At 69.9% G+C, this 25,822-nt stretch carries 23 protein-coding genes and 1 pseudogene; 11 read left to right on the top strand and 13 right to left on the bottom strand.

Going from position 1 to position 25,822, the window contains the following annotated elements; translation table 11 throughout:
- Positions 1 to 437: 437 nt before the first annotated feature.
- On the bottom strand, positions 438 to 1,289 hold the full coding sequence (locus tag ACIRA5_RS30630; protein WP_403696001.1) for an alpha/beta fold hydrolase: 852 nt from the start codon (positions 1,287 to 1,289) through the stop codon (positions 438 to 440).
- A 594-nt stretch (positions 1,290 to 1,883) separates the two neighbouring features.
- On the opposite strand from ACIRA5_RS30630, the gene ACIRA5_RS30625 reads away from it, so the two are divergent.
- From ACIRA5_RS30625 to ACIRA5_RS30610, 4 genes are all read left to right on the top strand, one after another.
- Complete coding sequence (locus tag ACIRA5_RS30625; protein ID WP_403695998.1) at positions 1,884 to 2,486, top strand: TetR family transcriptional regulator; 603 nt, start codon at positions 1,884 to 1,886, stop codon at positions 2,484 to 2,486.
- A 416-nt stretch (positions 2,487 to 2,902) separates the two neighbouring features.
- Positions 2,903 to 3,907 (top strand): NADP-dependent oxidoreductase, encoded by a 1,005-nt coding sequence (locus tag ACIRA5_RS30620; RefSeq protein ID WP_403695996.1) that lies wholly within the window; start codon positions 2,903 to 2,905, stop codon positions 3,905 to 3,907.
- A gap of 102 nt (positions 3,908 to 4,009) precedes the next feature.
- Positions 4,010 to 4,879, top strand: a complete 870-nt coding sequence (locus tag ACIRA5_RS30615) for an alpha/beta fold hydrolase (protein WP_403695993.1) — start codon at positions 4,010 to 4,012, stop codon at positions 4,877 to 4,879.
- Positions 4,880 to 5,271: 392 nt separating this feature from the next.
- Complete coding sequence (locus ACIRA5_RS30610; RefSeq protein WP_403695990.1) at positions 5,272 to 5,499, top strand: hypothetical protein; 228 nt, start codon at positions 5,272 to 5,274, stop codon at positions 5,497 to 5,499.
- Positions 5,500 to 5,775: 276 nt separating this feature from the next.
- Here the strand turns inward: ACIRA5_RS30610 and ACIRA5_RS30605 are convergent, their stop codons facing one another.
- Positions 5,776 to 6,345, bottom strand: a complete 570-nt coding sequence (locus tag ACIRA5_RS30605; protein WP_403695987.1) for a TetR/AcrR family transcriptional regulator — start codon at positions 6,343 to 6,345, stop codon at positions 5,776 to 5,778.
- A gap of 445 nt (positions 6,346 to 6,790) precedes the next feature.
- Between ACIRA5_RS30605 and ACIRA5_RS30600 the strand changes: the two are divergent.
- Positions 6,791 to 7,423, top strand: a pseudogene (locus ACIRA5_RS30600) (IS5 family transposase); the annotation flags it as partial.
- A 75-nt stretch (positions 7,424 to 7,498) separates the two neighbouring features.
- Here ACIRA5_RS30600 and ACIRA5_RS30595 read toward each other — a convergent pair.
- From ACIRA5_RS30595 to ACIRA5_RS30580, 4 genes are all read right to left on the bottom strand, one after another.
- Positions 7,499 to 8,689, bottom strand: a complete 1,191-nt coding sequence (locus ACIRA5_RS30595) for an acyl-CoA dehydrogenase family protein (protein ID WP_403695984.1) — start codon at positions 8,687 to 8,689, stop codon at positions 7,499 to 7,501.
- A gap of 114 nt (positions 8,690 to 8,803) precedes the next feature.
- Entirely contained in the window at positions 8,804 to 9,586 is a 783-nt protein-coding gene (locus ACIRA5_RS30590) for a hypothetical protein (protein WP_403695982.1), read from the bottom strand.
- Between the two features lie 67 nt (positions 9,587 to 9,653).
- The gene (locus ACIRA5_RS30585) at positions 9,654 to 10,034 is read right to left on the bottom strand and encodes a ferredoxin (protein ID WP_403695979.1); all 381 of its coding nucleotides are present in this window, start codon (positions 10,032 to 10,034) and stop codon (positions 9,654 to 9,656) included.
- 152 nt (positions 10,035 to 10,186) lie between these two features.
- Positions 10,187 to 10,588: a nuclear transport factor 2 family protein gene (locus ACIRA5_RS30580; RefSeq protein ID WP_352051263.1), complete on the bottom strand. Its 402-nt coding sequence runs from the start codon at positions 10,586 to 10,588 to the stop codon at positions 10,187 to 10,189.
- A gap of 237 nt (positions 10,589 to 10,825) precedes the next feature.
- On the opposite strand from ACIRA5_RS30580, the gene ACIRA5_RS30575 reads away from it, so the two are divergent.
- Together ACIRA5_RS30575 and ACIRA5_RS30570 are read left to right on the top strand one after the other, a co-directional pair.
- On the top strand, positions 10,826 to 11,521 hold the full coding sequence (locus ACIRA5_RS30575) for a type 1 glutamine amidotransferase domain-containing protein (RefSeq protein ID WP_403695976.1): 696 nt from the start codon (positions 10,826 to 10,828) through the stop codon (positions 11,519 to 11,521).
- Positions 11,522 to 11,526: 5 nt separating this feature from the next.
- Positions 11,527 to 12,156, top strand: coding sequence for a TetR/AcrR family transcriptional regulator (locus ACIRA5_RS30570; protein WP_403695973.1), 630 nt, complete (start codon positions 11,527 to 11,529; stop codon positions 12,154 to 12,156).
- A 187-nt stretch (positions 12,157 to 12,343) separates the two neighbouring features.
- On the opposite strand, the gene ACIRA5_RS30565 is transcribed toward ACIRA5_RS30570, so the two are convergent.
- Positions 12,344 to 13,345 (bottom strand): LacI family DNA-binding transcriptional regulator, encoded by a 1,002-nt coding sequence (locus ACIRA5_RS30565; protein ID WP_403695970.1) that lies wholly within the window; start codon positions 13,343 to 13,345, stop codon positions 12,344 to 12,346.
- A 127-nt stretch (positions 13,346 to 13,472) separates the two neighbouring features.
- On the opposite strand from ACIRA5_RS30565, the gene ACIRA5_RS30560 reads away from it, so the two are divergent.
- Both ACIRA5_RS30560 and ACIRA5_RS30555 read left to right on the top strand, forming a co-directional pair.
- Positions 13,473 to 14,627: a Gfo/Idh/MocA family protein gene (locus tag ACIRA5_RS30560; RefSeq protein WP_403695967.1), complete on the top strand. Its 1,155-nt coding sequence runs from the start codon at positions 13,473 to 13,475 to the stop codon at positions 14,625 to 14,627.
- A 166-nt stretch (positions 14,628 to 14,793) separates the two neighbouring features.
- Complete coding sequence (locus ACIRA5_RS30555) at positions 14,794 to 16,251, top strand: alginate lyase family protein (RefSeq protein ID WP_403696543.1); 1,458 nt, start codon at positions 14,794 to 14,796, stop codon at positions 16,249 to 16,251.
- 49 nt (positions 16,252 to 16,300) lie between these two features.
- Here the strand turns inward: ACIRA5_RS30555 and ACIRA5_RS30550 are convergent, their stop codons facing one another.
- The 6 genes from ACIRA5_RS30550 to iolC form a co-directional block, all read right to left on the bottom strand.
- Positions 16,301 to 17,044, bottom strand: a complete 744-nt coding sequence (locus ACIRA5_RS30550; RefSeq protein ID WP_403696540.1) for a GntR family transcriptional regulator — start codon at positions 17,042 to 17,044, stop codon at positions 16,301 to 16,303.
- Between the two features lie 137 nt (positions 17,045 to 17,181).
- Positions 17,182 to 18,675 (bottom strand): CoA-acylating methylmalonate-semialdehyde dehydrogenase, encoded by a 1,494-nt coding sequence (locus tag ACIRA5_RS30545; protein WP_403695964.1) that lies wholly within the window; start codon positions 18,673 to 18,675, stop codon positions 17,182 to 17,184.
- Between the two features lie 44 nt (positions 18,676 to 18,719).
- A complete protein-coding gene (gene iolD, locus ACIRA5_RS30540; RefSeq protein ID WP_403695961.1) occupies positions 18,720 to 20,591 on the bottom strand; it encodes a 3D-(3,5/4)-trihydroxycyclohexane-1,2-dione acylhydrolase (decyclizing) in 1,872 nt (623 codons plus the stop codon).
- Positions 20,591 to 21,475, bottom strand: a complete 885-nt coding sequence (gene iolB, locus ACIRA5_RS30535) for a 5-deoxy-glucuronate isomerase (protein WP_403695958.1) — start codon at positions 21,473 to 21,475, stop codon at positions 20,591 to 20,593. The genes iolD and iolB overlap by 1 nt, the downstream gene beginning before the upstream one ends.
- Positions 21,476 to 21,546: 71 nt before the next feature.
- On the bottom strand, positions 21,547 to 22,425 hold the full coding sequence (locus ACIRA5_RS30530) for a deoxyribose-phosphate aldolase (protein ID WP_403695955.1): 879 nt from the start codon (positions 22,423 to 22,425) through the stop codon (positions 21,547 to 21,549).
- 29 nt (positions 22,426 to 22,454) lie between these two features.
- Positions 22,455 to 23,426, bottom strand: coding sequence for a 5-dehydro-2-deoxygluconokinase (gene iolC / locus ACIRA5_RS30525; RefSeq protein WP_403695952.1), 972 nt, complete (start codon positions 23,424 to 23,426; stop codon positions 22,455 to 22,457).
- 292 nt (positions 23,427 to 23,718) lie between these two features.
- On the opposite strand from iolC, the gene ACIRA5_RS30520 reads away from it, so the two are divergent.
- Entirely contained in the window at positions 23,719 to 24,738 is a 1,020-nt protein-coding gene (locus tag ACIRA5_RS30520) for a sugar ABC transporter substrate-binding protein (RefSeq protein WP_403695950.1), read from the top strand.
- Complete coding sequence (locus ACIRA5_RS30515; RefSeq protein WP_075025792.1) at positions 24,738 to 25,814, top strand: ABC transporter permease; 1,077 nt, start codon at positions 24,738 to 24,740, stop codon at positions 25,812 to 25,814. The genes ACIRA5_RS30520 and ACIRA5_RS30515 overlap by 1 nt, the downstream gene beginning before the upstream one ends.
- Positions 25,815 to 25,822: the final 8 nt, after the last annotated feature.

The raw sequence follows: 25,822 nt of genomic DNA, 5'->3' as shown, positions 1-25,822 counted from the left end.
GTATCAATCGGAAGAGGGGCTTGATCGTGGATGGCACAGCGCCGCACAGTCCGGAGACGCTCTCCAGTCCTCTCGTTGTCGTCCTGTACGGACAGCCCAAGAACGAGGCCGGGGCGGAGTCAACCCGTTGTGTGCTCGGGAAGCTTTGCGACGAAGCGAGGGTAACGGGGGCCGTACGGGAAACAGCAGAGACCGGCGACGATGCGGAAGATCGCCGGCACGGCTGGCCGCCGGACCGCGTCGACGGCTCGGCGCTATGGCGCACGCGGGCCGAACCGGACAGCCAGGTTGGGCATGGGACATCTCCGCGAAGGTCTCGACTGAAGTCACGTCGACGGGACGCACCGAGCGCCAACCAGGTCTCGTGGTGGTGACGTTCGACCATCGTGCGAGCGCCGCCCCCGCATCGTTCGGGGGCGGCGGTGGAATCGACGTGGTCAGGCGGCGAGGAAGTCGGCCACCTGCTGGGTGAAGGCCTTGGCGTACTGGAACAGGAACGCGTGGCCGGCGCCGGTGTAGAGCACGAGGGTGGCGTTGTCGAGGTGCTGGACCGCTACGTAGGAGTTGTGGGCGGGGATCATCACGTCGTTCAGGCCGTTGGCGTAGAGGACGGGCTGCTTGATGGCCTCCAGTTCCGCCTGTACCTGGTCGAAGGGGGCTGCGAGGAGCGCGGCCGCCGCGGCGAGCATGCCCTGCGCCGCCGTCTCGGAGACCGCGGGGCCGCCCGCGGCGAGCCGGGTCGAGACGTGCTCGAAGTGCTCGCGCCCGGAGGCACGGGCCGCCTCCGTCTCGGGGTAGAAGAGGAACAGCATGTCGTCCAGGTCGGCATCGGGCTTGGCCATGATGCCCAGGACCTTCTCGCTGAAGTCCGGTGCGCCGGGCACCCAGCCGGCCGGGCCGCTGCCCGCCACGACGAGCTTGCGCACCAGCTCGGGGCGTCGCAGGGCGACACGCTGGGCCACGATGCCACCCAGGGACCAGCCGAGCAGGTCGGCGTGCGTGAGGCCGAGTGCGTCGATGAACTCGATGGCGCCCTGAGCGAATCCTTCGAGGGAGTCGCGCGGCTCGCCGTCGGTGTAGCCGACGCCGACGTTGTCGAACACGATCACGTCGTGGTCAGCGGCCAGGTGGTCCAGGAACTCCGGGTCCCACCAGTCGATGGTGCCGCGGAAGCGGTTGAGCAGGACCAGCGGAACTCCGCCCTGCGGCCCCATCCGCCGGTAGGTGAACGTCGCGGAGGGGCCCTCGACGGTGAGGTCCTCGGCCTTGTCTGCCAGATACGTGCTCATGATGTGTCCTTCTCCTGTTGACGGGTGTGCGCGACCTCTCACGGGTCTGCTCACGCAGCACACCGAAGACGCGCTGGGCTTGCGGGACGGAGTTCTCTTCACCGGCGCCCGACGTACTGAGCCGGCGCTGTCGACCACGTCGCGGATCCGCCCGAACGGATCGATCACCTGCTCGACCACGTTGTTGACGTACGCGTCACTGGCTGCTTCGAGGTGGATCAGCTGCCGCGACGGGTGACGCCCGTGTCTTCCGACTCGTTCCGACCACCTCGGAGTCCGCCTTGCCGAGCGCAAGGGCAGCACCTTCCGGGATGGAAAATTAAATTATGTTCATAATACTATGCATGGGGGATGACGGGGCGCAAGTGAGTCCCGGCGACCATCCACACTCCGCGGCGCGCCGCGAACGCCCCCGAGCCGCCGACGAGATGACCCGCCGCGAGGGAATGCGAGGCCCCGCCCCCAGGCGCGACACCTCGCCGCCGACGGAGCGGCCACCGAGGCCCTCAAGCCATTGAATTATGTTCGCAATACAATAGAGGGAGCAAGTCTGCGGAGAGCAAGCAACCCCTCCGGCGAGCGAAGGAGCGTACGGTGCGATACGGGAAAGATCACAAGCAGGCAACCAGGCAACGGATCATCGAGGCGGCCGGACGCCGGTTCAAGCGGCACGGCATCGACGGCTCGGGCATCTCGACCCTCATGAAGGACGTGGGGCTGACCAACGGCGCCTTCTACACCCATTTCATGTCAAAGGACGACCTCGTGGCGACCGCGGTCGCCGACCAGCTGCAGACACAGAACGCGAGCATCGTCGCTCAGGCGGCACCCGGCCGCGCGGGACTTGAGCAGATCGTGCGGTGGTACCTTTCCGCCCGGCACCGCGACAGCTCCGACGACGGCTGCCCCTCCGCCGCCCTGCTCGACGAAATCCGGCGCTGCGCAGACCCGACCAAGCAGGCATACACCGACGGCGTACTGATGGTCATCGACGGTATCGCCGCCCGCCTGGCACCCGACGATCCACTCTCGGTCCGCACCAAGGCACTCAGCACCTACGCCATGATGGCCGGCACGCTGCAGCTCTCCCGAGCCCTCACCGACAGGCAGCTCGCCGATGAACTGCTCGAACAGGGCATCCGCAACGCCTTCGCCCTGCTGGGCGTCGAGCATGAGCACGCCAGGACCTCGACCTGACGTACCCACGGAACGCACGCATCCGCACCACAGATCTCGCCCGCTTACACCCGGGCGGCACACCACGGCAGCCCCGAGAGCAACGGATCCACTTGCGGTCCGCCGGCCCGCCACATAGAATTATGAATGTAATTCAATGAATCTTGATCATCACCCGCCGCACGGGCCCACCGCGGCATCCACGAAACGCGCGGGGCAACCGCGGAAGGCTCTACCGACCTCGGCAGATGTCAGGCGTCACACCCTCGCATGCGCTCATCACCGAGGCCCACCGAAAGTCAGCACCAAGGACCCCGCCTCCCACAAAACCTCCTACACAAAAGATCGCATACCAGCAAGAACTACCGTCCACCACCCGGACCAGCCCGGGCCGAACAGCACCCCCGTCCGCTTGCGGACAAGATACGGAGACGACGATGAGGGCCTTCACGGTAGAGCGCTACGGCAGCAAGGCCGGCGTGCGCGTCGGCGAGGTGCCGGACCCGAAGGCGGGCGCGGACGACGTGCTGATCCGGATCCAGGCCGCGAGCATCAACCCGCTCGACCGCATGATTCGGGACGGGAAGATGAAAGCGATCCTTCCCTACCGCGTCCCGTTCGTCCTGGGCAACGACCTGGCCGGAGTGGTGGTCGAAGTGGGTGCGGCCGTCACGCGGTTCGCGGTGGGCGACGAGGTCTTCGCGCGGCCCGACAAGGACCGGATCGGCACGTTCGCCGAACTCATCGCGGTGCACCAGGACGACGTGGCGATCAAGCCTGCCACACTCACCATGGAGGAGGCAGCGTCCCTTCCCCTGGTCGCCCTGACCTCGTGGCAGGTACTGGTAGAGCGGGCACGCATCCAGCCGGGCCAGAAGGTCCTCATCCACGCGGGTTCCGGCGGCCTGGGCACCATCGCCATCCAGCTGGCGAAGCAGTTGGGTGCGCACGTGGCGACGACCACGAGCACGGCCAACGTCGACTTGGCGAAGCGTCTGGGTGCGGACGTTGTCGTCGACTACAAAAAGCAGGCGTTCGAGACGGAGTTGCACGACTATGACGTCGTCCTGGACTCGCTCGGCGGCGAGACGCTCACGAAGTCCTTGGACGTGCTCAAGCCCGGGGGGAAGGTGATCAGTGTCGCGGGCCCTCCCGACGCCGCATTCGCCAGGGAGTTGGGAGCGAATCCGGTCATCCGACTGGTGATGTCCGCGCTGAGTCTCCGGATCCGACGACGCGCCCGGCGCCGCAACGTGACCTACTCGTTCCTGTTCATGACGGCCAGTGGGGACCAGTTGCGCGAGCTCACCCCGCTCATCGAGACCGGATCGATCCGACCCGTCGTCGACACCGTCTTCCCGTTCGAGTCGACCCGAGAAGCGCTGGAGTACGTCGAAGCGGGGCGCGCGAAGGCCGGCAAGGTCGTCGTCAAGATGACGTGAGGGAACAATCCTGCCGGCCAGTCAAGGTCCTCCACGAGCGCCCGAACGACGCCGCCCGCGGCAGCCAGATGTGCCCTGAAACCGCTACAGAAGGACCCGGACATGACCACACCGCGAAATCCCCCTTCCCCCTCGATGTCGTCGTACGAGAACGCGCCGACCCGCTCCGTGTCCGTTCGCGGCGAGGACTTCGCCTACCGGGAACTCGGTCCCGAGGGCGGCGTGCCGCTGATCCTCCTGATGCACCTGGCCGGGGCCCTGGACAACTGGGACCCGCGCGTCGTCGACGGACTCGCCGCGCGACGTCGGGTCATCACCTTCGACAACCGCGGGGTGGGCGGATCGGGGGGCTCCACGCCGGACACGATCGAGGCGATGGCTCGTGACGCGGTGCTGTTCGTCCGAGCCCTCGGGTTCGACCAGGTCGATCTGCTCGGCCTGTCGATGGGGGGCTTCATCACACAGGTCATCGCGGAAGAGGAACCGCACCTCGTCCGCAAGGTCATCCTCGCCGGCACGGGCCCCGCGGGAGGCCCCGGCATCGACAAGGTCCCGGCACTCACCATCCAGGCCACGCTCAAAGGCGCCCTGACCCGCCAGGATCCCAAGCTCTCCCTCTTCTTCACCGAAACCGCAGGCGGCCGGCGGGCCGGACGCGCCTTCCTGGAACGGCTGAAGGAGCGCACACAGAACCGCGACAAAGACATCTCGCTGCCGTCGTTCCGCGCCCAGTTGAAGGCCATCAAACGGTGGGGCCGCCAGGCGCCGTCGGACCTGTCGGACATTCGTCAACCGGTCCTCGTGGCAAACGGTGAGAACGATCGGATGGTGCCCAGCCAGAACACACTCGACCTGGCCGCATGTCTGCCCCAGAGCGAACTTGTCCCCCTCTACCCGGATGCCGGACACGGAGGAATCTTTCAGTACCACGATGAATTCGTGACAAGAGCGCTTGAATTCCTCGAGTCCTGAACCCGAGCGACTGCCGTTGGAGCGGATCCTCACGGTCGCCGAGCTGGCGCCTGCCGACCAGCAGTGCGATGGGGCCCGCCGGCGCCGGATGCCCGGCCGGTACGCCTGCCTCCAGCACCGCCTCGCGCCCGTCGGGTACCTTGTCGCCTTCCGGTTCACCACCGTCCGACCGCCCTGACAGGCGCCTTGGGCATCGCCCGGTACAAGGACCAGCTGGTCTCTCGCGGCTGCCGAAGCGTCCGACGCAGTCGAAGAGCGTTGGACCCGCACGGCAACGTCATGCACCCGTGGTTCGGCAACTTCGTGCTCCTGGCCTCCGTCCTCGTGGACGCCGAGGTGAGCGAGTACAGGACGCGCTGGACCACACCCCCTGCGTGGAGTGCAAGTTGTGCATGGCCACCTGCCCAGTGGGCGCCGACAAGAAGGGCGGGGACTTCGACCTCCTCGCCTGCGTCACGCACAACTACCGTGAGTTCACGGGCGGGTTCACCGACTGGGCGCAGACCGCGGCCGACAGCGACGACCCCGTCGGCCTCCGCTCCCTGGCCACGACGCAGAGGACGCCTCGATATGGCAGAGCCTGGCCTTCAGGCCGAACTACAAGTCCGGCTGCCGCCTGACCGTCTGCCCCGCCGGCCAGGACGTCCTCGGCCCCTACCTCGCGACGCCGTAAACAGTTCATGACCACGATGCCGCGCCCCCTGCAGGACAAGGCTGAGGCTTTGTCCATCCTCCCGGACTCGGACTCGGACGCTCAGCGCTACGCCGCACGCCGTTGCCCGCACAGGCCGGTCAGACAGATGACCGACGGCTGGCAACCGCCCGCGAAGCGAGGCCCGGATTCCGCTTCCGCCGGACGGCGGTAACGCCGTCGAGCGCAGACAGGGCACGTCGCATCAGCACAGACCCGCCGCGTCGAGCAGCGCGTTGAGGGTGGGCACGACGAGTCCCGACAGATCGTCGACCTTGATGCCCGCACGGGCGCTCGCGCCGTCGAAAACCAGAGTCAACTGCCTGGCCAACAGGTCGGGGTCGTTCGCCCCGCCTCGTGCGGCTTCGGAGTGGAAGAAGGCCATCAGGTTCTCCTTCACCCGTCGCGCGACCCGGCTCGCCGGATGCCCCTCGTCCTTGAGCTCGATCTGGACAGCGAGGTACGGACAGCCGAGGTACTCGGGCAGAGCCGCCTGCGACTCGACCCGCTCGAAGACGTAAAGGATCCGCTCGCGCGCCGAACGCTCGTCGTCCGGCGCGGGCAGGAAACGGACCGCGAAGTCGGCGGCGCGTCGCTCCAGGCTCGCCGCCAGCAGCCCGTCCTTGCTCTCAAAGAGCTGGTACATGGAGCGCTTGGACACGCCCGCCGCCTTGCACAGTGCTTCGACACCGACACTCACGCCATCGCGATAGACCAGCGTGGCCGCCGCGTCCAGTAGCCGCTCTCGGGGGCGTGACCTCACCTGTGTGGTCATGCCGAAAGGTTAACGCGGATTCCACCGATTGAAAACCGATCGGTTTACCAGTGAGGTATGCACGGCAGGACGCGGCCGTGCGAAGGCTCGGCGCCGTCGTCCGATCAGGAGAGGCCACACCGAGCACCAAGCGGTGCGCACCACCTCCCGGCCCCACGGGATGCCTCACCACACCGAACGCCCCGGTAACCTTGCCGACTTCACTCGGCGCGGGGACACGATGCAATCCCTTGCGGTCGTACCAAGCAGTGACACCGAAGCCGGAGACGGAAGCCACCGCAAGGCCGACGGCCGGCATCACCCAACCCCGCGCCAGGCCGGCGTCGCCTTGGGCGTCGCAGCAGAGAATCGCGCGCACGCCGGAGACGATCTGCCGCAGCGACTCAAACTCCGCGAGGAAGCGTGAGAAACCGGGCAGCGCCCACAGTGCCGCATACCGGTCGCTGTGGGCACCGGGCTGTGGATCGTGCCGGATGAACTGTGGGCGCTGATCGAGCCGTTGTTGCCCGAGCCGACGCCAAAGACGGTCGAGGGACGGCCGCGGGTGCCGGACCAGCAGGCCCTGTGCGGGATCCTGTTCGTCCTGCACACTGGCAGCCAGTGGGAGTACCTGCCGCGGGAGCTGAGCTTCGGCTCAGGCGTGACCTGCTGGCGGCGCTTGGCCGCTTGGAACGAGGCCGGCGTCTGGGACCAGCTCCGTGTGGTGCTTCTGGAGAAACTGCGGTCGAAGGACAAGCTGGACTGGTCTCGGGCGGTGATCGATTCCTCGCACGTCCGCGCGGCCCGGCGGGGCCCAAAAGCGCTCCCAGCCCGGTCGACCGCGCAACGCCGGGCAGCAAGCACCACCTCATCGTCGACGGGCAGGGCATCCCGCTCGTGGTGTCGCCGACCGGCGGAAACCGCGGGCGACGGCACCCAGCTCCTGCCGTTGCTCGACAAGATCCCGGCCGTCGCGGGACGGGTCGGCAGGCCGCGCCGACGGCCGGACGCGCTGCCGGCCGACCGCGGCTACGACCACGACAAGTACCGCCGCCTGCTCCGACAGCGCGGGATCCGACCAGTGATCGCGGAGCGAGGCCAGCCCCATGCCACCGGCCTGGGCATCTTCCGCTACGTCGTCGAGCGCACGATTATGAGGCCTGGTCACACCGGATCAACGCCGGACCCGCGGCATCCCCAGTCCGATCCACGAGATGATTTCGCGCTGGATCTCGTTGTTCCCGCCGCCGAAGGTGAAGATCACCGCCGAGCGGTAGCCGCGTTCCAGCTCGCCGTGCAGGACGGCGCCCGTGGAGCCCTCCTTGAGGACGCCGGGCGCGGCGACGATCTCCATGAGCCACGCGTACGCGTCCCGGCGGGCCTCGGAGCCGTACACCTTGACCGCGGAGGCGTCCTGCGGGGTGAGGGTGCCCTCCTGGACGGCGTTCACCATCTGCCAGTTGAGGAGTTTCATCGCGTCGAGCCTGGTGTGGGTCTGGGCGAGGCGGCGGCGCACCCAGGGGAGGTCGGCGACGCGGCGGCCGTCGGCGAGCTTGGTGTCCATGGCCCAGCGCTGGACGTCGTGCAGGGCGCGGATCGCCATGGTGCCGTGTGCGGCGAGGGTGACGCGTTCGTGGTTGAGCTGGTTGGTGATCAGCCGCCAGCCCTTGTTCTCCTCGCCGACCCGGCGCGAGACGGGGACGTGGATGTTCTCGTAGTAGCTGGCGGTGGTGTCGTGCGAGGCGAGGGTGTTGATGAGGGTGCAGGAGTAGCCGGGGTCGGAGGTCGGCACGAGGAGCATGGTGATGCCCTTGTGGGGTGGGGCGTCCGGGTCGGTGCGCACGGCGAGCCAGACCCAGTCGGCGGTGTCGCCGTTGGTCGTCCAGATCTTCTGCCCGTTGACGGTGTAGTGGCCGGTGGCCTCGTCGCCGTCCCGTACGGCCCTGGTCTTGAGCGCCGCCAGGTCCGTCCCCGCGTCGGGCTCGCTGTAGCCGATCGCGAAGTCGATCTCGCCGGAGAGGATCCTGGGCAGGAAGTAGTCCTTCTGCTCCGCGGTGCCGAACCGCATGATCGTCGGACCGACGGTGTTCAGCGCCATCAGGGGCAGCGGTACGCCTGCCTGGGCGGCCTCGTCGAAGAAGATGAACTGCTCCATCGGGGTCAGCCCGCGCCCGCCGTACTCCGTGGGCCAGCCCACCCCGAGCCAGCCGTCCCTGCCGAGCCGCCGGATCGTCTCGCGGTAGAACCGTTTCTGGGCGGCCGGGTCGCCGTATCGGGCGTAGGCGTGGTCGGGCACCAACTCGGCGAAGTATCCGCGCAGTTCGGTCCGCAGCCGCTGCTGCTCTGGCGTGTATTCGAGATGCACGGCGCCTCCTGGCTCCCCAAGGCCGGACCTGACGGCGCACACCGTAGAACGTGTTTCAGAAATTGTGAATGCCGAAGACACCGGCGCCCCGACCGCGACCCTCCCGGCGACCCCTCATCCAGGGAACCCGTCCGAGGCGTCGGCCGGGCGGCCGTACTCCCAGACACGGTCGAACTCGGCCTGGAAGTGCTGGTACCAGTGCCCGTCGCGGTCGGGGCGCAGAGTGAACACGGCGTCGCCACTGCCCGAGCTGTGCGAGTAGATGTCCACGTGGATGATGCCGCCCGGCCGCCGCGGGTCCAGCAGCACCAGCCCGAAGGCCGGCACGAACGGCAGGAACCTCACCTCGACCCTGTCCCTCACCCCTGGATTCTCGAGCAGCTCCCGCAGGAGGTCGATCGAGGTGCGCAGTCGGTTCTGGTACACCTCGGGCCGGTGGGGGACGGTGCTGCGGCGCGCGGCCTCGGCGGGCGCCGTACCGGCGGGGTCGATGAGCGCGATCCTGATCACGGATCCGGCTACGGCTCGACGTTCCAGCTCGTCGATCGAGTTGCGGAGGGTGCGGGCGAGGGTCACTCCAACGATGCTGATGTCCCGTGCCCCACGTACCTGTTGGACGAGCTCCGGCTTGTCGCCGCTGAAGAAGTCCTCCGCCGAAATGTCACCGGCGGCGCGGGCGCGTACCTCCGCCGCCAGCTCGGCGACCTGCCGACGGCTGCCCAGCAGCCCTCCGGCCAGCAGGGCGAGGGTCGCAAGGGTGGCTGCGGCCAGTACCTTGCCGCCGGCCACATCGAGTGCACCGAGCGCCGCCAGGGTCAGCGAGAGCAGCGCCGTGACGTAGATTTCCAGGTTCTCGCCGGAGGCGAGATCGTCCCGAACGCGCCGCAGAAATCGCATGCGAGCCATCGTCCGCACCGCGGCGCCGGTCCGTCAACGAGGCCGTACTCGCCTGCGGGGCGGTGTTTCAGGCGCGGCTCAGTGTGGCGAGGAAGTCCGTGCAGGCCTGGGCGCACTCCCGGCAAGACTTGGCACCGTCCTGCCCACCCGGGTGCTCGTCGAAGACGTCCGCGCACTCGCGGCAGACGGTACGGCACCACTCGACCTGGACGCGGATGCCGGCCGTGTCCCGGCGGGCCTCCTCGGCCAGCACACGACAGGTCGCGTCGCACACCTCCACGCACAGAAGGCCTTTGTGCCGTACGAGTTCCTGCTCCCTCGGCCCGTCGGGATCCACCACGCTCGCCCGCAGCGCACAGGCGCGGGCGGCCTCGGCGCAGGCCTGCGCACACTCGAAGCGGTCCTCCAGGAATCGGATGAGTTCTCGCTGGGATGTCATTGCCGTCACCAGGGGCGGGTAGCCGCGGGAAAGCCCGTCAAACCCCGCACTTCAGAACCCCTGCGCCGCCCTCCGGGTCTGGTGGTAGCGCCGCAAGCGGCAACAGCGACCGCCCTGCCCGGAGGAACAGCCTCGCCTGCCCGACTGCGAACGAACGGTTCCTAGCCGTCCATCGCCTCCGCCGCCTCGCGTGAGATCCGCTCGAACTGGGCGCCCATCGCCTCGGAGAGCGCATGGGCCGCCGAGAGCGGGCGGACCATCACCATCAGGTCGTCGATCCTGCCGTCCTCGTCGAAGTGCAGGAAGTCGCAGCCGTTGAGCTCCTTGTCGCCCACCTTCGCGGTGAACACGAGCGCGTGGTCGCGGCCATCGGCACCGGCGATCTCGCGTACGTAGCGGAAGTCGGTGAAGACACGGGAGACGCCGCGCAGGATGGCCGCGGTGATGGCCTTCCCCGGGTACGGCTTGAAGGCGACGGGGCTGGTGAACACCACGTCGTCGGCCAGCATCTCCTCGATCGCGGTGAGGTCGCCCGCCTCTACGGCCTTCCGGAAGGGGTGCATCCGAGCCCCGCCTCTCACACTCAACTAATTGATTAGGTTACGAACAGAGTAGTGGGGGTGACGTCTGGCGTCCAGGCATTGGCTTTCCTATGGCTCTGACCACACTCCTTATTGGTCACCTATGCCAGAGCCGCATACGGTCGAGGACATCACCGCCCCGACGATCTGGGTCAAGAGCGTCGCGGCGTACGACAGGAACAACCGGCAACGCCCCCCGCACCCTCGGAGAAACGCACCATGTCGAAGATTCTCTTCGTGATCACCGGCGTCGACCACTGGACGCTCGCCGACGGCACCCGCCACCCGAGCGGCTTCTGGGCCGAGGAGGCCGTCGCCCCGTACGAGGCGTTCGAGGCCGCGGGCCACGAGGTCGTCGTCGCCACGCCGGGCGGCGTCGTGCCGACCGTGGACAAGGGGAGCCTGGCTCCCGAGGTCAACGGTGGCCAGGAGGCCGCCGACCGCATCGCGCACGCCCTCGCGTCGATGACCGCGCTGCAGCGGCCGGTCAAGCTGGCGGAGGTCGACCTCGCCGACTACGCGGCCGTCTTCTACCCCGGCGGCCACGGTCCGATGGAGGACCTGGCGGTCGACGCGGACTCCGGCCGGCTGCTCACCCTCGCGCTGGAGTCGGGCAAGCCGCTCGGTGTGGTGTGCCACGGCCCGGCCGCGCTGCTCGCCGCGACGAAGGAGGACGACACGAACGCCTTCGCGGGCTACCGGGTCTCCGGGTTCACCAACGCCGAGGAGTCGCAGGCCGGTCTCGCCGACCGGGCGAAGTGGCTGCTCCAGGACCGGCTCGTCGAGGTGGGCGTCGACTTCCAGGAGGGCGAGCCGTGGGCCCCCAAGGTGGTCGTCGACCGCAACCTGGTCACCGGCCAGAACCCGGCGTCCTCCGCCCCTCTGGCCGTCGAGCTGCTGAAGAAGCTGGCCTGACCCTCATGGCCACCGACCGGCTCGATGAGGTCCTCGACGCCGCCTACGACTGCCTGACCAGGTACGGCGTACGGCGCACGACGATGGACGACATCGCCTCCACCATGGGCGTGTCCCGGTCGGCGGTCTACCAGTACGTCGGCGGCAAGGACGACGTCTTCCGTCTGCTCGCCGGGCGTCCGCACGAGCGGGCGCTCGGCCGGGCCCGGGAGGCGGCCGCCGGGTGCGGCGCCCCGCACGCCGAGCGCGTCCGGGGCGTTCTGGCCGCCAAGCTCGACCTGGTGCTCCAGCCGGCCGGCGACTCCCTGCGCACGGCCGAACTCCTCGACGAGAAGGCCCGGTTGTTCGGGGACATCTGCCACGCGTTCGTCGGGGAGTTGCGGCGCCTGCTGATCAGTCTCTTCGCCGAAGCGGCTGCCCCGACCGGTGTCGAGCCCGCCGAGGCCGCCGACATCTGTCTGGCCCTGGTCGTCGGCCTGGAGTCGTCCCCCGGCGGCCGGCATCTGCCGGCCCCGGCCACCGACGCCCTCCTGACCGGCCTGCTCGGCGGCCGGGTCCGGACATGCGGCGGTTCCCCGGTGGGACCGTGTGGGTCGGCGCGGCCCGAGTCCGGCCGGTGCGCGGTGTCCGAGTAGGCGGGCACGAGATGGGATTCGTATCCGTGCAGGCGGCCCCCGGGTCGGTTCGTGGCCGACCGGCGCGATCGCCGAGTCCCTCCCGGTGCGCGGACGTCGCGGGAGTTCCATGACGACGGTGGCCGTGTCCGGGGCAGGTGCGGAGGTGGGAGGTGCTCGCGTCGGAGAGCAGGAAGCCGAGCAGGCCCTAAGCCCGCACGGGCGCCGTCGTGCCGCGGACCTCGAGGGCCGGGGCGGTGAGGACGACCTCGCCCGGGCGGGCGGGGTCGGCGATCCGGTCGAGCAGACACTGCGCGGCACGGCGGCCGACGTCATGACCGGCGCTGTCCACGGTGGTGAGCCACAGGTGCCGCAGCCGGGAGAGGTAGGTGTTGTCGTAGCCGACGAGGGAGAGGTCGCGCGGCACCTGGAGGCCGAGTTCCTCGGCGGCCGAGAGGGCGCCGACGCAGGCGATGTCGTTGAACGCGAAGACGGCGGTGGGCCGTTCGCGGGCGCTGAGCAGCCGGACCGTGGCACGGTAGCCGCCCTCCTCGGTCAGGTCGCCCTGCTCCACGACCGCCTCCGCGGCCAGTCCGTGCTCGCGCATGACCGCCTCGAAGCTGCGGCGGCGCAACTCACCGACCACCCCCCGCCCCGCGATGTGCGCGATCCGGCGGTGGCCTAGGCCGATGAGATGCTCGGTGGCCAGGCGGGCGCCGCGCTCGTCGTCGTTGGCGACGACGTCGACACCGGGCAGCTCGGGCTCCCGGGCGCCCGCGACCACGGTGGGAATCTGCCCGGCCGCCGTCCGCAACGCCTCGGCGGCCGGCAGGGTGCCGACGGCGATCAGACCATCGACACGCAGGTCCACGAAGGTACGGGTGAGGTCCTCGCCCAGACGCCGGTTGAGATGGCCGTCGGCGAGCAGCATGTGCAGGCCCGAGTCGTGCAGCCGCGAGTTGAGACCGTCCAGCAGCTCCACGAACCAGGGGTTGCGCATGTCGTTGAGGAGCACCCCGACCGTACGGGTTCGCCGCTCGCTGAGGCTGCGCGCCGCGGCGTTGGGCCGGTAGCCGAGCTCCTCGACGGCGGCCAGCACGGCCTGCCGCTTCTCGTCACGGACCTGGTCGGAGCCGCGCAGCACGAGGGAGACCAGCGACTTCGACACTCCGGCTCGCTCGGCGACGTCGCGAATCGTCGGTGCTCTCATGGTCTGTGTGGCTCCATTCCTGGACCGTTCCATAAGGCGGGTGAACTTGTCAAAGGGCTTGACACGCACTGCGGCGGCCTTCAGTGTGAGCCGGGAAACCGTTGGACCGGTCCAAAGAGGGGCAGTCATGGTGCGTACGCTCGGCGTTGCCGTCGTGGGGTTCGGCTGGATGGGACGGGTGCACACCCAGGCGTACGCCCGCGTGCCCCACCACTTCCCCGGGCTGTCCGTGCGGCCCGAACTGGTCGCCGTCGCCGACGAGGTGCCGGGCCGGGCGGAGGAGGCCGCGGCCCAGTACGGCTTCGCCGCCGCCCACCGCGACTGGCGCGAGGTGGCCGCCGATCCCCGGGTCCAGGCGGTGAGCATCGCCGCGCCGAACTTCCTGCACCGCGAGATCGGCCTCGCCATGGCCGAGGCGGGCAAGCACATCTGGATCGAGAAGCCGGTGGGACTGACCGCCGAGGACGCCCGGGCCGTGTCGGACGCGGTCACCAAGGCCGGGGTCCAGGGCACGGTCGGCTTCAACTACCGGGGCGCGCCCGCCGTCGCCGCCGCCCGCGAACTGATCGCCTCCGGCGAGATCGGCATCGTCACCCATGTCCGCATCCGGCTGTTCAGCGACTACGCGGCCCATCCCGAGGGCGCTCTGACCTGGCGCTACGAGCGGGAGCGCGGCGGCAGCGGCGTCCTCGGCGACCTGGCCTCGCACGGCGTCGACCTGGCGCGCTTCCTGCTCGGCGAGATCGAGGCACTGACCGCCGACACCGCGATCTTCCTGCCTCGCCGGGCCCGCCCGACCGGCGCCACCGCCGGTCACACCCGCGCGACGGGCGGCGAACTCGGCCCGGTGGAGAACGAGGACTACGTCAACTGTCTGCTGCGCTTCGCCTCCGGTGCGCGGGGCGTGCTGGAGGCCTGCCGGGTCTCGGTCGGCGAGCAGAACAACTACGGCTTCGAGGTGCACGGCACCAAGGGCGCGGTCTTCTGGGACTTCCGGCGCATGGGCGAACTGGGCGTCAGCAGGGGTACGTCGTACCAGGACCAGCCCGTCAGCACGGTGTACGTCGGCCCCGGGGACGGCGAGTACGCCGCCTTCCAGCCGGGTTCCGCCAACAGCATGGGCTACGACGATCTCAAGGTCATCGAGGCCCACCACTTCCTGCGGTCGATCGCCGAGAACACCCCGTACGGCGCGACGCTGGCCGACGCGGTGCACAGCGCGGCCGCACTGGACGCGATGTCCCGCTCCGCCGAGCGGGGCACGTGGGTGCCTCTGGCATGACGGGGCGGTCGCGATGGCCGGAATCCGTCATCGCGTCCATGAAGGAAGGCCTCTGAGCGACTTTCTGTTATCGGCCGCGTTCCACGACGTCTCCTGTGCGTAGGCATCCCCGGGCACCGAGCGCTAAGGAACCACGTCAGTGACAGCACAGATCAGTCGCCGGAACATGCTGAAGATCGCCGGCGCCACCGCGGTCGGCACCGCCCTCGCGGCGGCCCCGGCAACGGCGGCGGACGGTGCCTTCGCGCACCCCGGGATGCTGCACACCCGGGCCGATCTGCATCGCATGGCGACCCAGGTGAAGGCCGGCGCGGAGCCCTACACGGCCGGCTTCGCCAGGCTGACGGCCAACCGGCACGCCCAGAGCACCTGGACGGCCAATCCCCAGGCGACCGTCTACCGGGGCTCGGGCACGCCCGAGAACTACGCCACGCTCTACAACGACATCCACGCCGCCTACCAGAACGCCCTGCGCTGGCACGTCACGGGCGACACCGCGCACGCAGACGCCGCCCGTGACATCCTCAACGCCTGGTCGGCCAGGCTGACCAGGCTGGACGGCAGCGCCGACCGGTTCCTCGCCTCGGGTCTCTACGGCTACCAGTTCGCCAACGCCGCCGAGCTCGTCCGCAGCCACGACGGCTTCGAACTGGCCCGGTTCCAGAAGATGATGGTCGACGTCTTCCACCCGATGAGCGAGGACTTCCTCGCGCACCACAACGGCTCCTACATCACCAACTACTGGGCCAACTGGGACCTGACGAACATCGCCTCCGTCCTGGCGATCGGCATCCTGTGCGACGACCACGCGAAGGTCGATCGCGCCGTGGAGTACTTCAAGCACGGCGCCGGCATGGGCTCCGTCAAGAACGCCATCCCGGTCGTGTACGCCGACGGCCTCGCCGAATGGGTCGAGGCGGGCCGCGACCAGGGTCATGCCCTGCTGGGCGTCGGCTTGATGGGCACCATCTGCGAGATGGCCTGGAACCAGGGCATCGACCTGTACGGCTACGACGACAGCCGCTTCCTCAAGGGCGCCCAGTACGTCGCCAAGTGGAGCCTGGGCGGAGACGTGCCCTACACCTCGTACACCCGGAAGAAGGGCGCACCCGGCATCTGGTCGGGCTCGGAGACCGCGTCCGCGGCGGCGGCCGTCGACCCGGCCATGGCCCGGCCGATCTGGGCCATGATCGCCAACCACTACACCAAGCGCCGGGGGCTGGACGCGCCGCACCTCACGAAGATCGCGGCCCGGTTCGCGCCCGAGGGCGGGGGTGGGGACTACGGCCCCAACAGCGGCGGCTACGACCAACTGGGCTTCGGCACGCTGGCGTTCACCCGGCCCCGGGTCACCGCCGCCGAGACGGCGGCGTCGCCGACGCCCACTGCCGGTGGGTCCGGTACGTCGCCCTCCGGCCGCGCGTCCGGCGCGTCACCGTCCGGCGGCGCGTCCGCCACGCCCGCCTCCTCCACGAGCCCCCTCGGCGGGCAGGGCGGCGACCTGGCCGCCACCGGTTCCTCCGACCTGCCGGCCTGGACCGCCGCCACCGGCGTCGCCGCCCTCGCGGGCGGCTTCCTCCTGCTGCGCCGCCGCGACCGGGCCCGCCGCGACACCGGGGAGTGACGGGCGGGCGAGTGACGGGCGGGGCGGGCGCCCGTCGGGCGCGGCGCGGTCAGGTACGGAGCAGCAACTGGAACTCGAAGGCGTACCGCGAGGAGCGGTAGATGTGGGTGCCGTACTCGACCGCGCGGCCGGTGTTGTCGTAGGCCGTGCGCTGCATGGTGAGCAGGGCGGCGCCCGCCGGTTCGTCCAGCCGCTCGGCCTCCTCCGGCGAGGCGGAGCGGGCGCCCACGGACTGGCGGGCGCTGTGCAGGGTGATACCGACGGCACGCATCATGCGGTACAGGCCGGTCGACTCCAGCCGGGCGGTGTCGACGTCCAGCAGCCCTTCCGGGATGTAGTTGCACAGGGCCGCCACGGGCCGGTCGTGGGTGAGGCGCAGCCGCTCCACACGGTGTACCGCGCCGCCCTCCGCGATGCCCAGGGCCGCCGCGACCTCGGCGGACGCAGACTCGACCGCGTTGTGCAGCACCTGCGTCGTGGGACGCTGTCCGGCGTTCTCGAGGTCGTCGTAGAGGCTGCTGAGCTCCAGCGGGCGTTTGACCTGGCTGTGCACCACCTGGGTGCCGACGCCCCGGCGGCGGACCAGGAACCCCTTGTCGACCAGGGTCTGGATGCCCTGGCGGACGGTGGGGCGGGACAGGCCGAGGCGGCTCGCGAGCTCGACCTCGTTGCCCAGCAGGCTGCCCGGGCTCAGCACACCGCGCTCGATCGCGGCCTCCAGCTGTCGCGCGAGCTGGTAGTAGAGCGGTACGGGGCTGTTGCGGTCCAGCGCGAAGTCCAGGCCCACGGGCATCGCGGCCGCTGCTCGTGGGGTCCGGGCGGTCCGGCGGACGGGAACCCTTGCCATCGCATCGTCCTGACGGTCGGTCCTGAGGACGGCCGGTGCGGGAGTCGAGGAGATCTGACCCCCGCACCGGCCGCCACTGCGAGTCAGGAGTGGCTGGGGAAGCCGAGGTTGATGCCCGCGTCGGCCGGGTCGGGCCACCGCGTGGTGATCACCTTGCCCTGGGTGTAGAAGGCGATGCCGTCGTTGCCGTAGATGTGCAGGTCGCCGAAGAGGGAGTCCTTCCAGCCGCCGAAGGAGTGGTAGCCGACCGGCACCGGGATCGGCACGTTGATGCCGACCATGCCCGCCTGGACCTCCAGCTGGAAGCGGCGGGCGGCGCCGCCGTCCCGGGTGAAGATCGCGGTGCCGTTGCCCCAGCGGGAGGCGTTGATGAGCTTGATGGCGTCGTCGTAGGTGTCGGCGCGCACCACGCACAGCACCGGGCCGAAGATCTCGTCCTTGTACGCGTCCGCCGTCACCGGGACCCTGTCGAGCAGCGAGACGCCGAGGAAGAAGCCGTTCTCGTGGCCCTCGACGCAGTAGCCGGTGCCGTCGACGACGACCTCGGCGCCCTGGGCCGCCGCGCCGGCGACGTACGACGCCACCTTGTCGCGGTGTTCGCGCGTGATCAGCGGGCCCATCTCGCTCGCCGGGTCGTCGCCGGGGCCGATGCGGAGGTTCTTGGCCCGCTCGGCGATCTTGCCGACCAGCTCGTCGCCGGTGTCGCCGACCGCGACCACGACCGAGACCGCCATGCAGCGCTCGCCGGCCGAGCCGTAGGCGGCGTTGATCGCCTGGTCGGCGGCGAAGTCCAGGTCGGCGTCGGGCAGCACGAGCATGTGGTTCTTGGCACCGCCCAGCGCCTGTACGCGCTTGTCGTGCTCGACGCCCTTGAGCTGGATGTACTTGGCGATGGGCGTGGAGCCGACGAAGGAGACCGCGACGACGTCCGGGTGCTCCAGGAGACGGTCCACCGCCACCTTGTCGCCCTGCACGATGTTCAGCACACCGTCCGGCAGCCCGGCCTCGGAGGCCAGCTCGGCGAGCCGGAAGGAGGCCGACGGGTCCTTCTCGCTCGGCTTGAGCACGAAGGCGTTGCCGCAGGCGATGGCGAGCGGGAACATCCACATCGGCACCATGGCCGGGAAGTTGAACGGCGTGATGCCCGCGACGACACCCAGCGGCTGACGGATCGAGGCGACGTCGACCCGGGTCGAGACCTGCGTGGACAGCTCGCCCTTGAGCTTCTCGGCGATGCCGCAGGCCAGCTCGACGATCTCCATGCCGCGGGCGACCTCGCCGAGCGCGTCCGAGTGCACCTTGCCGTGCTCGGCGGTGATCAGCTCGGCGATCTCGTCGCGGTGCGCGTCGAGCAGTTCGCGGTACTTGAAGAGGATCGCCGTGCGCTTGGCGAGCGAGGCGCTGCCCCAGCTCTCGTACGCCGACTTGGCGTCGGCGACGGCGGCGTCCACCTCGTCGACCGAGGCGAAGCCGACCTGCTTCTCCTGGGCGCCGGTGGCCGGGTTGTAGACGGGGCCGAAGCGTCCGGAGGCGGACTCGACGGGCTTGCCGCCGATCCAGTGGGTGATGGTCTTCATGGTGCGGGGGCCTTTCGGTGGCGGAGCAGGCGAAGAGGTCGGGATCAGAGGTGGCGGCGGCGGGCGGCGGCGTGGCCGTCGTACCGTTCACGGGCGCTCGACGCGGCGTCACGGGAGGCGACTTCGGCGACGGGTACGTCCCACCAGGCCTCGGCGGGCGGAGCGGTGGGCGTCGGATCGGTCTCGACGTACACGCAGGTCGGCCGGTCCGAGGCGCGTGCCGCGGCCAGGGCGTCACGCAGTTCCCGTACGGTCTTGGCGCGGATGACGTCCATGCCCAGGCTGGCTGCGTTGGCGGCGAGGTCCACCGGGAGCGGGGCTCCGGAGAACGTGCCGTCGGCGGCGCGGTAGCGGTAGGCGGTGCCGAAGCGCTCGCCTCCGACGTCCTCGGAGAGGCCGCCGATGGAGGCGTAGCCGTGGTTCTGGATCAGGACCAGGTTGACGGGCAGGCCCTCCTGGACGGCGGTGACGATCTCGGTGGGCATCATCAGATAGGTGCCGTCGCCGACCAGCGACCAGACGGGCGTACCGGGGGCGGCCTGCTGGACGCCGATGCCGGCCGGGATCTCGTAGCCCATGCAGGAGTAGCCGTACTCCAGGTGGTACTGGCGCGGGCCGCGCGCCCGCCACAGCTTGTGCAGGTCACCGGGGAGCGAGCCGGCCGCGTTGATGACCACGTCTTCGTCACCGACGACGGCGTCCAGGGCGCCGAGGACCTGCGTCTGGGTGGGCACGGCGGAGTCGTCCGCCCGGTAGGCGGCCTCGACGACCTCCTCCCAACGCGCCTTGCCCGCGCGGTACTCGGCCTCGTACGCCGCGTCGACCCGGTGGCCGGACAGCCCCTCCGTCAGCGCGTCGAGCCCCGTCCGCGCGTCCGCGACCAGCGGCCGGGCGGCGAGCTTGTGGGCGTCGAAGGCGGTGATGTTGAGGTTGACGAACCGCACGTCCGGCTGCTGGAACAGCGTGTTCGAGGCAGTGGTGAAGTCGGTGTAGCGGGTGCCGACCCCGATGATCAGGTCGGCGGTGCGGGCGATGTCGTCGCTGACCGCGGTGCCGGTGTGGCCGATGCCGCCGAGGTCGGCGGGGTGGTCGTGACGCAGGGAGCCCTTGCCCGCCTGGGTGGAGGCGACCGGGATGCCGGTGGCGTCGGCCAGGGCCTTGAGCGCTGCCTCGGCCTCGCTGTGGTGCACTCCCCCACCGGCCACGATCAGGGGGCGCTCGGCGGCGCGGATCGCCCGTACGGCTTCGGCGAGTTCCGAAGGATCGGGGGCGGGCCTGCGTACGCGCCAGACGCGCTCGGCGAAGAACTCCTCCGGCCAGTCGTACGCCTCCGCCTGCACGTCCTGCGGCAGGGCGAGGGTGACGGCACCGGTGTCGGCCGGGTCGGCCAGCACCCGCATCGCGTTCAGCGCGGCCGGGATCAGCATCTCCGGGCGGGTGATCCGGTCGAAGTAACGGGAGACCGGGCGCAGTGTGTCGTTGACGGAGACATCGGCCTCGACGGGGTGTTCCAGCTGCTGGAGCAGCGGGTCGGCGGGGCGCGTCGCGAAGTAGTCGCCGGGCAGCAGCAGTACGGGCAGGCGGTTGATCGTCGCGAGGGCGGCGCCGGTGACGAGGTTGGTGGCGCCGGGACCGATGGACGTGGTCACGGCCTGCGCGGAGAGGCGGTTGAGCTGGCGGGCGTAGCCGACCGCCGCGTGCACCATAGACTGCTCGTTGCGGCCCTGGTGGAAGGGCATGGTGTCCTCGCCGGCCTCCAGGAGCGCCTGGCCGATGCCCGCCACATTGCCGTGGCCGAAGATGCCCCAGGTGCCGGCGATCAGCCGGTGGCGTACGCCGTCGCGCTCGCTGTACTGCGCGGACAGGAAGCGCACCAGCGCCTGGGCTGTCGTCAGACGACGGGTGATGGTGCTCATCAGGACCTCTCGGGGGCGGTGTAGAGGGGCAGGCGGGGGTCGACCGGCCGCTCCGGCCAGGTGTCACGGATCCAGGCGTGGTCGGGGTGGTCGCAGATCAGCCAGGCGCGGTCGGTGCCGGGGCCCGCCATGACGTTGAGGTAGTACATGTCGTGGCCGGGCACGGCCATGGACGGCCCGTGCCAGCCGTCGGGGATGAGGACGACGTCGCCGTCGCGCACCTCGGCCAGCACATCGGTCCGGGCGCCGTGGCCCGAGGGCGAGACGCGCTGGTAGCCGAGGCCGGGTGTGCCCTCGTGGGGGGCGAACTCGAAGTAGTAGATCTCCTCGAGTTCGGACTCCTCGCCCGGCCGGTGCTCGTCGTGCTTGTGCGGCGGGAAGGAGGACCAGTTGCCACCGGGGGTGATCACCTCGACGGCGATCAGTTTGTCGCACTCGAAGACCCCTGCGGCGCCGAAGTTGTTGACCTGGCGGGAGCAGGAGCCGGTGCCGCGCAGTTCGACGGGGACGGACGAGGCGGGCCCGTAGCGGGCGGGCAGTCGGCGGGTGCAGCGGGCGCCGGTGAGCGCGAACCGGCCGCCGTCACGCGAGGCGATCGACACCTGGGCGTCGCGGGGCACGTACGCGAAGTCGCTCACCCCGCTGAAGACGCTCTCGCGCCCGGCGAGCCGGAACGTGTCGCCGCCGACCGCGACGGTGCAGCCACCCGAGAGCGGGAGCACGATCCACTCGCTGTCGCCGGTGTCGAAGGCGTGCCAGCCGCCCGCGGGCAGTTCGAGCACCCGCAGGCTGGAGTGGCCCCAGCCGGCCGACTCGGGATTGACGTCCAGGGCGTAGACGTCGGCGGCGGCCTTGCCGGCGGGCAGATGGTGCGTGGTGGTCATCGGGAGGGGCTCCTCTACGGGAATCCGAGCGGGCCTTCGGGAGGCGGCGACCCGGCGCGGGCGGGTGGGAGTCAGAGCAGGCCGACGGCAGTGTCCACCGCGGTCTCCACGCTGCCCTCGGCGGGGTAGAGCAGCGAGCGGCCCACGACCATGCCCTGGACGGTGGGCAGCCGCAGGGCCTTGCGCCATCTCTCGTACGCGCCCTCCTGGTCGCCGCCGACCTCGCCGCCGAGCAGCACGGCGGGCAGGGTGGAGGCCTCCAGGACCCCAGCCATGTCGTCGGGGTCGTCGGTGACCGGGAGCTTGAGCCAGGTGTAGGCCGAGGTGCCACCGAGGCCGGAGGCGATGGCGATGGACCGGGTGACGGCCTCGGCGCTCAGGTCGTTGCGGACCTTGCCGTCCACCCGGCGGGATATGAACGGCTCGACGAACAGCGGCTGTCGGCGGGCGGCCATGTCGTCGATGGCGCGCGCGGTCGTCTGCAGGGTCTCCAGGGAGCCCGGGTCGTCGTAGTCGATGCGCACCAGCAGCTTTCCGGCGTCGAAGCGCAGCCGCTCGATGTCCTCGGCGCGGTGGCCGGTGAAGCGGTCGTCCATCTCGAAGGACGCGCCGGACAGGCCACCGCGGTTCATGGAGCCCATCACGACCTTGTTCTCCAGAATGCCCAGGAGCAGCAGGTCCTCCAGGATGTCGGCGGTGGCGAGCACCCCGTCCACCCCGGGCCGGGACAGCGCGACGCAGAGTCGTTCGAGGAGGTCGGCGCGGTTGGCCATGGCCAGGCGGTGCCCGCCGACGCCGAGCGCGCCGCGCGCGGGGTGGTCCGCGGCCACGATCATCAGGCGGCCGCTGTCGCCGATCAGCGGGCGGCGGACCCGGCGGGCGGCCGCTTCGGCGATGGCCTCCGGATGCCGGGCGCGCACCGTGGCGAGGTCGGGGATGCTGATGCTCAAGACAGGCTCCGTTCAGGGGGTGGCGTCGGTCAGCCGCGCGCGAGGAGGTTCTCGACCTCGGACTCGGTGGGCATCGCGGAGGAGCAGGCGAGACGGGAGGCGACGAGCGCGCCGGCCGCGTTGGCGTACCGGATGGTCTTCTCCAGCTCCCAGCCGGACAGCAGGCCGTGGCAGAGCGAGCCGCCGAAGGCGTCTCCGGCGCCGAGGCCGTTGACGACCTCCACCGGGACCGGCGGGACCTCGGCGACGGTGCCGTCGCGCTGGACGGCCAGGACCCCCTTGGGGCCCTGTTTGACGACGGCGAGTTCCGCACCGGCCGCCAGCAGGGCTTCGGCGCAGGCACGGGGTTCGCGTACGCCGGTGGCGATCTCGCACTCGTCGAGGTTGCCCACGGCGACGGTGGAGTGCCGCAGCGCCTCGGCGTAGTACGGGCGTGCCTCGTCCGGGTCGGACCAGAACATGGGCCGCCAGTCGAGGTCGAAGACGGTGGTGCCGGACTTGGCGCGCGTCTTCAGCGCGGCGAGCGTGGCGGAGCGGCTGGGCTCCTCGCTCAGGCCGGTGCCGGTGATCCAGAAGATGCGGGCCGCGCGGATCGCGAAGAAGTCCAGCTCGTCAGTCCGGATCTCCAGATCGGGTGCCTTGGGCCGCCGGTAGAAGTAGAGCGGGAAGTCGTCGGGCGGGAAGATCTCGCAGAACGTGATCGGCGTGGGGTAGGCGTCGACGGGTGTGACCCAGCGGTCGTCGACACCGAACTCCTTGAGCGCCTGGTGGAGATAGGTGCCGAAGGGGTCCTGCCCGGTGCGGGTGATCACCGCGGTGGACCGGCCCAGGCGCGCGGCGGCCACCGCGACGTTGGCCGCCGAGCCGCCGAGGAACTTCCCGAAGGTCTCGACCTGCGCGAGCGGCACACCCGTCTGCAGGGGATACAGATCGACGCCGATGCGTCCCATGGTGATGACGTCCAGGGACTCGCCGTCGAAGGATTCAGCGGACTCAGGCATGCGTGACGCTCCTGATGCGTGGGATGCGGGCAACAGGGCGCCCGGTGCCTCTTAGGTGTAGGACCCACGGCCCTCCCCTGTCAAGACTTTGTACTGACATTCGGACCTGCTCAGGAAATGATGTCTTAACAAAGTATTGACAGGGGGGTGCGTCAGGGACTTGTATCCCGTCCCAACGAAGCAGCCGCGTCACCCGCATCGACCCGGACGTCCTGTCCGGGCCCCGCACGGGCCCAGCGCCCCGGCGCCGTCCCGTTCCCTTTCCCCTGTCGCACAGTGAGGTGCTGGAAAGATGGACCGCACGTTTCACCCCCGTACCCGCAGAATCGCCCCACTCGTCGCGACCGCGGCGGCATCCGTGCTGCTCATAGCCGGCTGCTCCAGCAGTTCCGGCGGAAAGAAGGCCGAGGAGAGCGGGGCGGCGGTGTCGGCCGGCAAGGCCGACACTCCCCGTATGACGGTCGCGCTGGTGACCCACCAGGCACCCGGCGACACGTTCTGGGACATCGTCCGCAAGGGCGCCGAGGCGGCGGCCGCCAAGGACAACGTGAAGCTGGTCTACTCCGCCGACCCGAACGCGGGCAACCAGGCCAACCTGGTCCAGAACGCCATCGACCAGAAGGTCGACGGCATCGCGATCACCCTGGCCAAGCCGGACGCCATGAAGGACGTCGTGAGCAAGGCGACGTCGGCCAAGATCCCCGTGGTCGGCCTCAACTCGGGCGTCAGCGACTGGCAGAAGCTGGGTCTGATGGAGTTCTTCGGCCAGGACGAGACGGTGGCGGGTGAGGCGCTGGGCAAGAGGCTGAACTCGGAAGGCGCGAAGAAGGCCGTCTGTGTGATCCAGGAGCAGGGCAACATCGGACTCACCCAGCGCTGCGACGGAGTGAAGAAGACCTTCAGCGGCACGACGGAGACCCTGTACGTCAACGGCACCGACATGCCGTCCGTGAAGTCGACGATCACCGCCAAGCTCAAGCAGGACAGCGCCATCGACTACGTCGTCACCCTCGGCGCCCCGTACGCCCTGACCGCGGTGCAGTCGGTGGGTGACGCCGGCAGCAAGGCGAAGATCGCCACGTTCGACCTCAACAAGGACCTGACCGGCGCCATCAGCAAGGGCACGATCCAGTTCGCGGTCGACCAGCAGCCCTACCTCCAGGGCTACCTGGCCGTCGACTCGCTGTGGCTCTACAAGACGAACGGGAACTACAGCGGCGGCGGCGAGCAGCCGATCCTGACCGGCCCGGCGTTCGTCGACAAGTCCAACGTCGACACCGTCGCCCAGTTCGCCGCGAAGGGCACCCGGTGATGAGCATGGCCCAGCAGGCTGAGCCGGCGGTGACCACACCGCCGGCTCCCGGCCCCAAGGAGACCGACGGGCGGACCGCGCAGCGCTCCCTGACGCTGCGGCTGCTCGCTCGGCCCGAGGTCGGCGTCTTCCTCGGCGCCGTCGCGGTGTTCGTCTTCTTCCTGATCGCGGCGCCGTCGGTGCGCTCCGGCAGCTCGATGGCGACCGTCCTCTACCAGTCGTCGACGATCGGGATCATGGCACTGCCCGTGGCCCTGCTGATGATCGGCGGCGAGTTCGACCTGTCGGCCGGTGTCGCCGTGATCACCTCGGCGCTCACCGCGAGCATGATCAGCTACCAACTGACCATGAACGTCTGGGTGGGCGTGATCGTCGCGCTCATCGTCTCGCTGGCGGTCGGCGCGTTCAACGGCTGGATGATGGTCCGCACCGGGCTACCGAGCTTCCTGGTCACTCTCGGCACGTTCCTGATCCTGCAAGGCGTCAACCTCGCGGTGACCAAGCTGATCACCGGGAACGTCGCGACCGACGACATCAGCACCATGGACGGATTCGACCAGGCGAAGAAGGTCTTCGCCTCCTCCTTCGACGTCGGCGGCGTCCAGGTGAAGATCACCGTCGTGTGGTGGCTGGTCTTCGCGGCCATCGCCACCTGGGTCCTGCTCCGCACCAAGTACGGCAACTGGATCTTCGCCGTCGGCGGCAACCAGGACAGCGCCCGCGCGGTCGGCGTACCGGTCACCTTCACCAAGATCACGCTCTTCATGCTGGTCGGCTTCGGCGCCTGGTTCATCGGCATGCACCAGCTGTTCTCCTTCAACACCGTGCAGTCCGGCGAGGGCGTCGGCCAGGAGCTGATCTACATCGCCGCGGCGGTGATCGGCGGCTGTCTGCTGACCGGCGGCTACGGCTCCGCGATCGGACCGGTCTTCGGCGCCTTCATGTTCGGCATGGTCAACCAGGGCATCGTGTACGCGGGCTGGAACCCCGACTGGTTCAAGGCCTTCCTCGGCGTGATGCTGCTCGGCGCCACGCTCATCAATCTGTGGGTCCGCCGCGCGGCGACCCGGAGGTGAACCGACCC

It is taken from the genome of Streptomyces sp. NPDC096311 (assembly GCF_044763085.1).
Classification (GTDB): domain Bacteria; phylum Actinomycetota; class Actinomycetes; order Streptomycetales; family Streptomycetaceae; genus Streptomyces.
This window is presented reverse-complemented; position numbering and strand designations above follow the sequence as displayed.

Bases quoted from the DNA above. Each gene is read 5' to 3' on its own strand.
- iolC (WP_403695952.1), bottom strand. From the start codon at position 23,426: ATGCCTGAGTCCGCTGAATCCTTCGACGGCGAGTCCCTGGACGTCATC.
- ACIRA5_RS30620 (WP_403695996.1), top strand. From the start codon at position 2,903: ATGAGGGCCTTCACGGTAGAGCGCTACGGCAGCAAGGCCGGCGTGCGC.
- ACIRA5_RS30515 (WP_075025792.1), top strand. From the start codon at position 24,738: ATGAGCATGGCCCAGCAGGCTGAGCCGGCGGTGACCACACCGCCGGCT.
- ACIRA5_RS30565 (WP_403695970.1), bottom strand. From the start codon at position 13,345: ATGAGAGCACCGACGATTCGCGACGTCGCCGAGCGAGCCGGAGTGTCG.
- ACIRA5_RS30615 (WP_403695993.1), top strand. From the start codon at position 4,010: ATGACCACACCGCGAAATCCCCCTTCCCCCTCGATGTCGTCGTACGAG.
- ACIRA5_RS30555 (WP_403696543.1), top strand. From the start codon at position 14,794: ATGCTGAAGATCGCCGGCGCCACCGCGGTCGGCACCGCCCTCGCGGCG.
- ACIRA5_RS30550 (WP_403696540.1), bottom strand. From the start codon at position 17,044: ATGCCCGTGGGCCTGGACTTCGCGCTGGACCGCAACAGCCCCGTACCG.
- ACIRA5_RS30605 (WP_403695987.1), bottom strand. From the start codon at position 6,345: ATGACCACACAGGTGAGGTCACGCCCCCGAGAGCGGCTACTGGACGCG.
- ACIRA5_RS30545 (WP_403695964.1), bottom strand. From the start codon at position 18,675: ATGAAGACCATCACCCACTGGATCGGCGGCAAGCCCGTCGAGTCCGCC.
- ACIRA5_RS30590 (WP_403695982.1), bottom strand. From the start codon at position 9,586: ATGCGATTTCTGCGGCGCGTTCGGGACGATCTCGCCTCCGGCGAGAAC.
- ACIRA5_RS30580 (WP_352051263.1), bottom strand. From the start codon at position 10,588: ATGCACCCCTTCCGGAAGGCCGTAGAGGCGGGCGACCTCACCGCGATC.
- iolB (WP_403695958.1), bottom strand. From the start codon at position 21,475: ATGACCACCACGCACCATCTGCCCGCCGGCAAGGCCGCCGCCGACGTC.
- ACIRA5_RS30570 (WP_403695973.1), top strand. From the start codon at position 11,527: ATGGCCACCGACCGGCTCGATGAGGTCCTCGACGCCGCCTACGACTGC.
- ACIRA5_RS30630 (WP_403696001.1), bottom strand. From the start codon at position 1,289: ATGAGCACGTATCTGGCAGACAAGGCCGAGGACCTCACCGTCGAGGGC.
- iolD (WP_403695961.1), bottom strand. From the start codon at position 20,591: ATGAGCACCATCACCCGTCGTCTGACGACAGCCCAGGCGCTGGTGCGC.
- ACIRA5_RS30520 (WP_403695950.1), top strand. From the start codon at position 23,719: ATGGACCGCACGTTTCACCCCCGTACCCGCAGAATCGCCCCACTCGTC.
- ACIRA5_RS30575 (WP_403695976.1), top strand. From the start codon at position 10,826: ATGTCGAAGATTCTCTTCGTGATCACCGGCGTCGACCACTGGACGCTC.
- ACIRA5_RS30560 (WP_403695967.1), top strand. From the start codon at position 13,473: ATGGTGCGTACGCTCGGCGTTGCCGTCGTGGGGTTCGGCTGGATGGGA.
- ACIRA5_RS30610 (WP_403695990.1), top strand. From the start codon at position 5,272: ATGGCCACCTGCCCAGTGGGCGCCGACAAGAAGGGCGGGGACTTCGAC.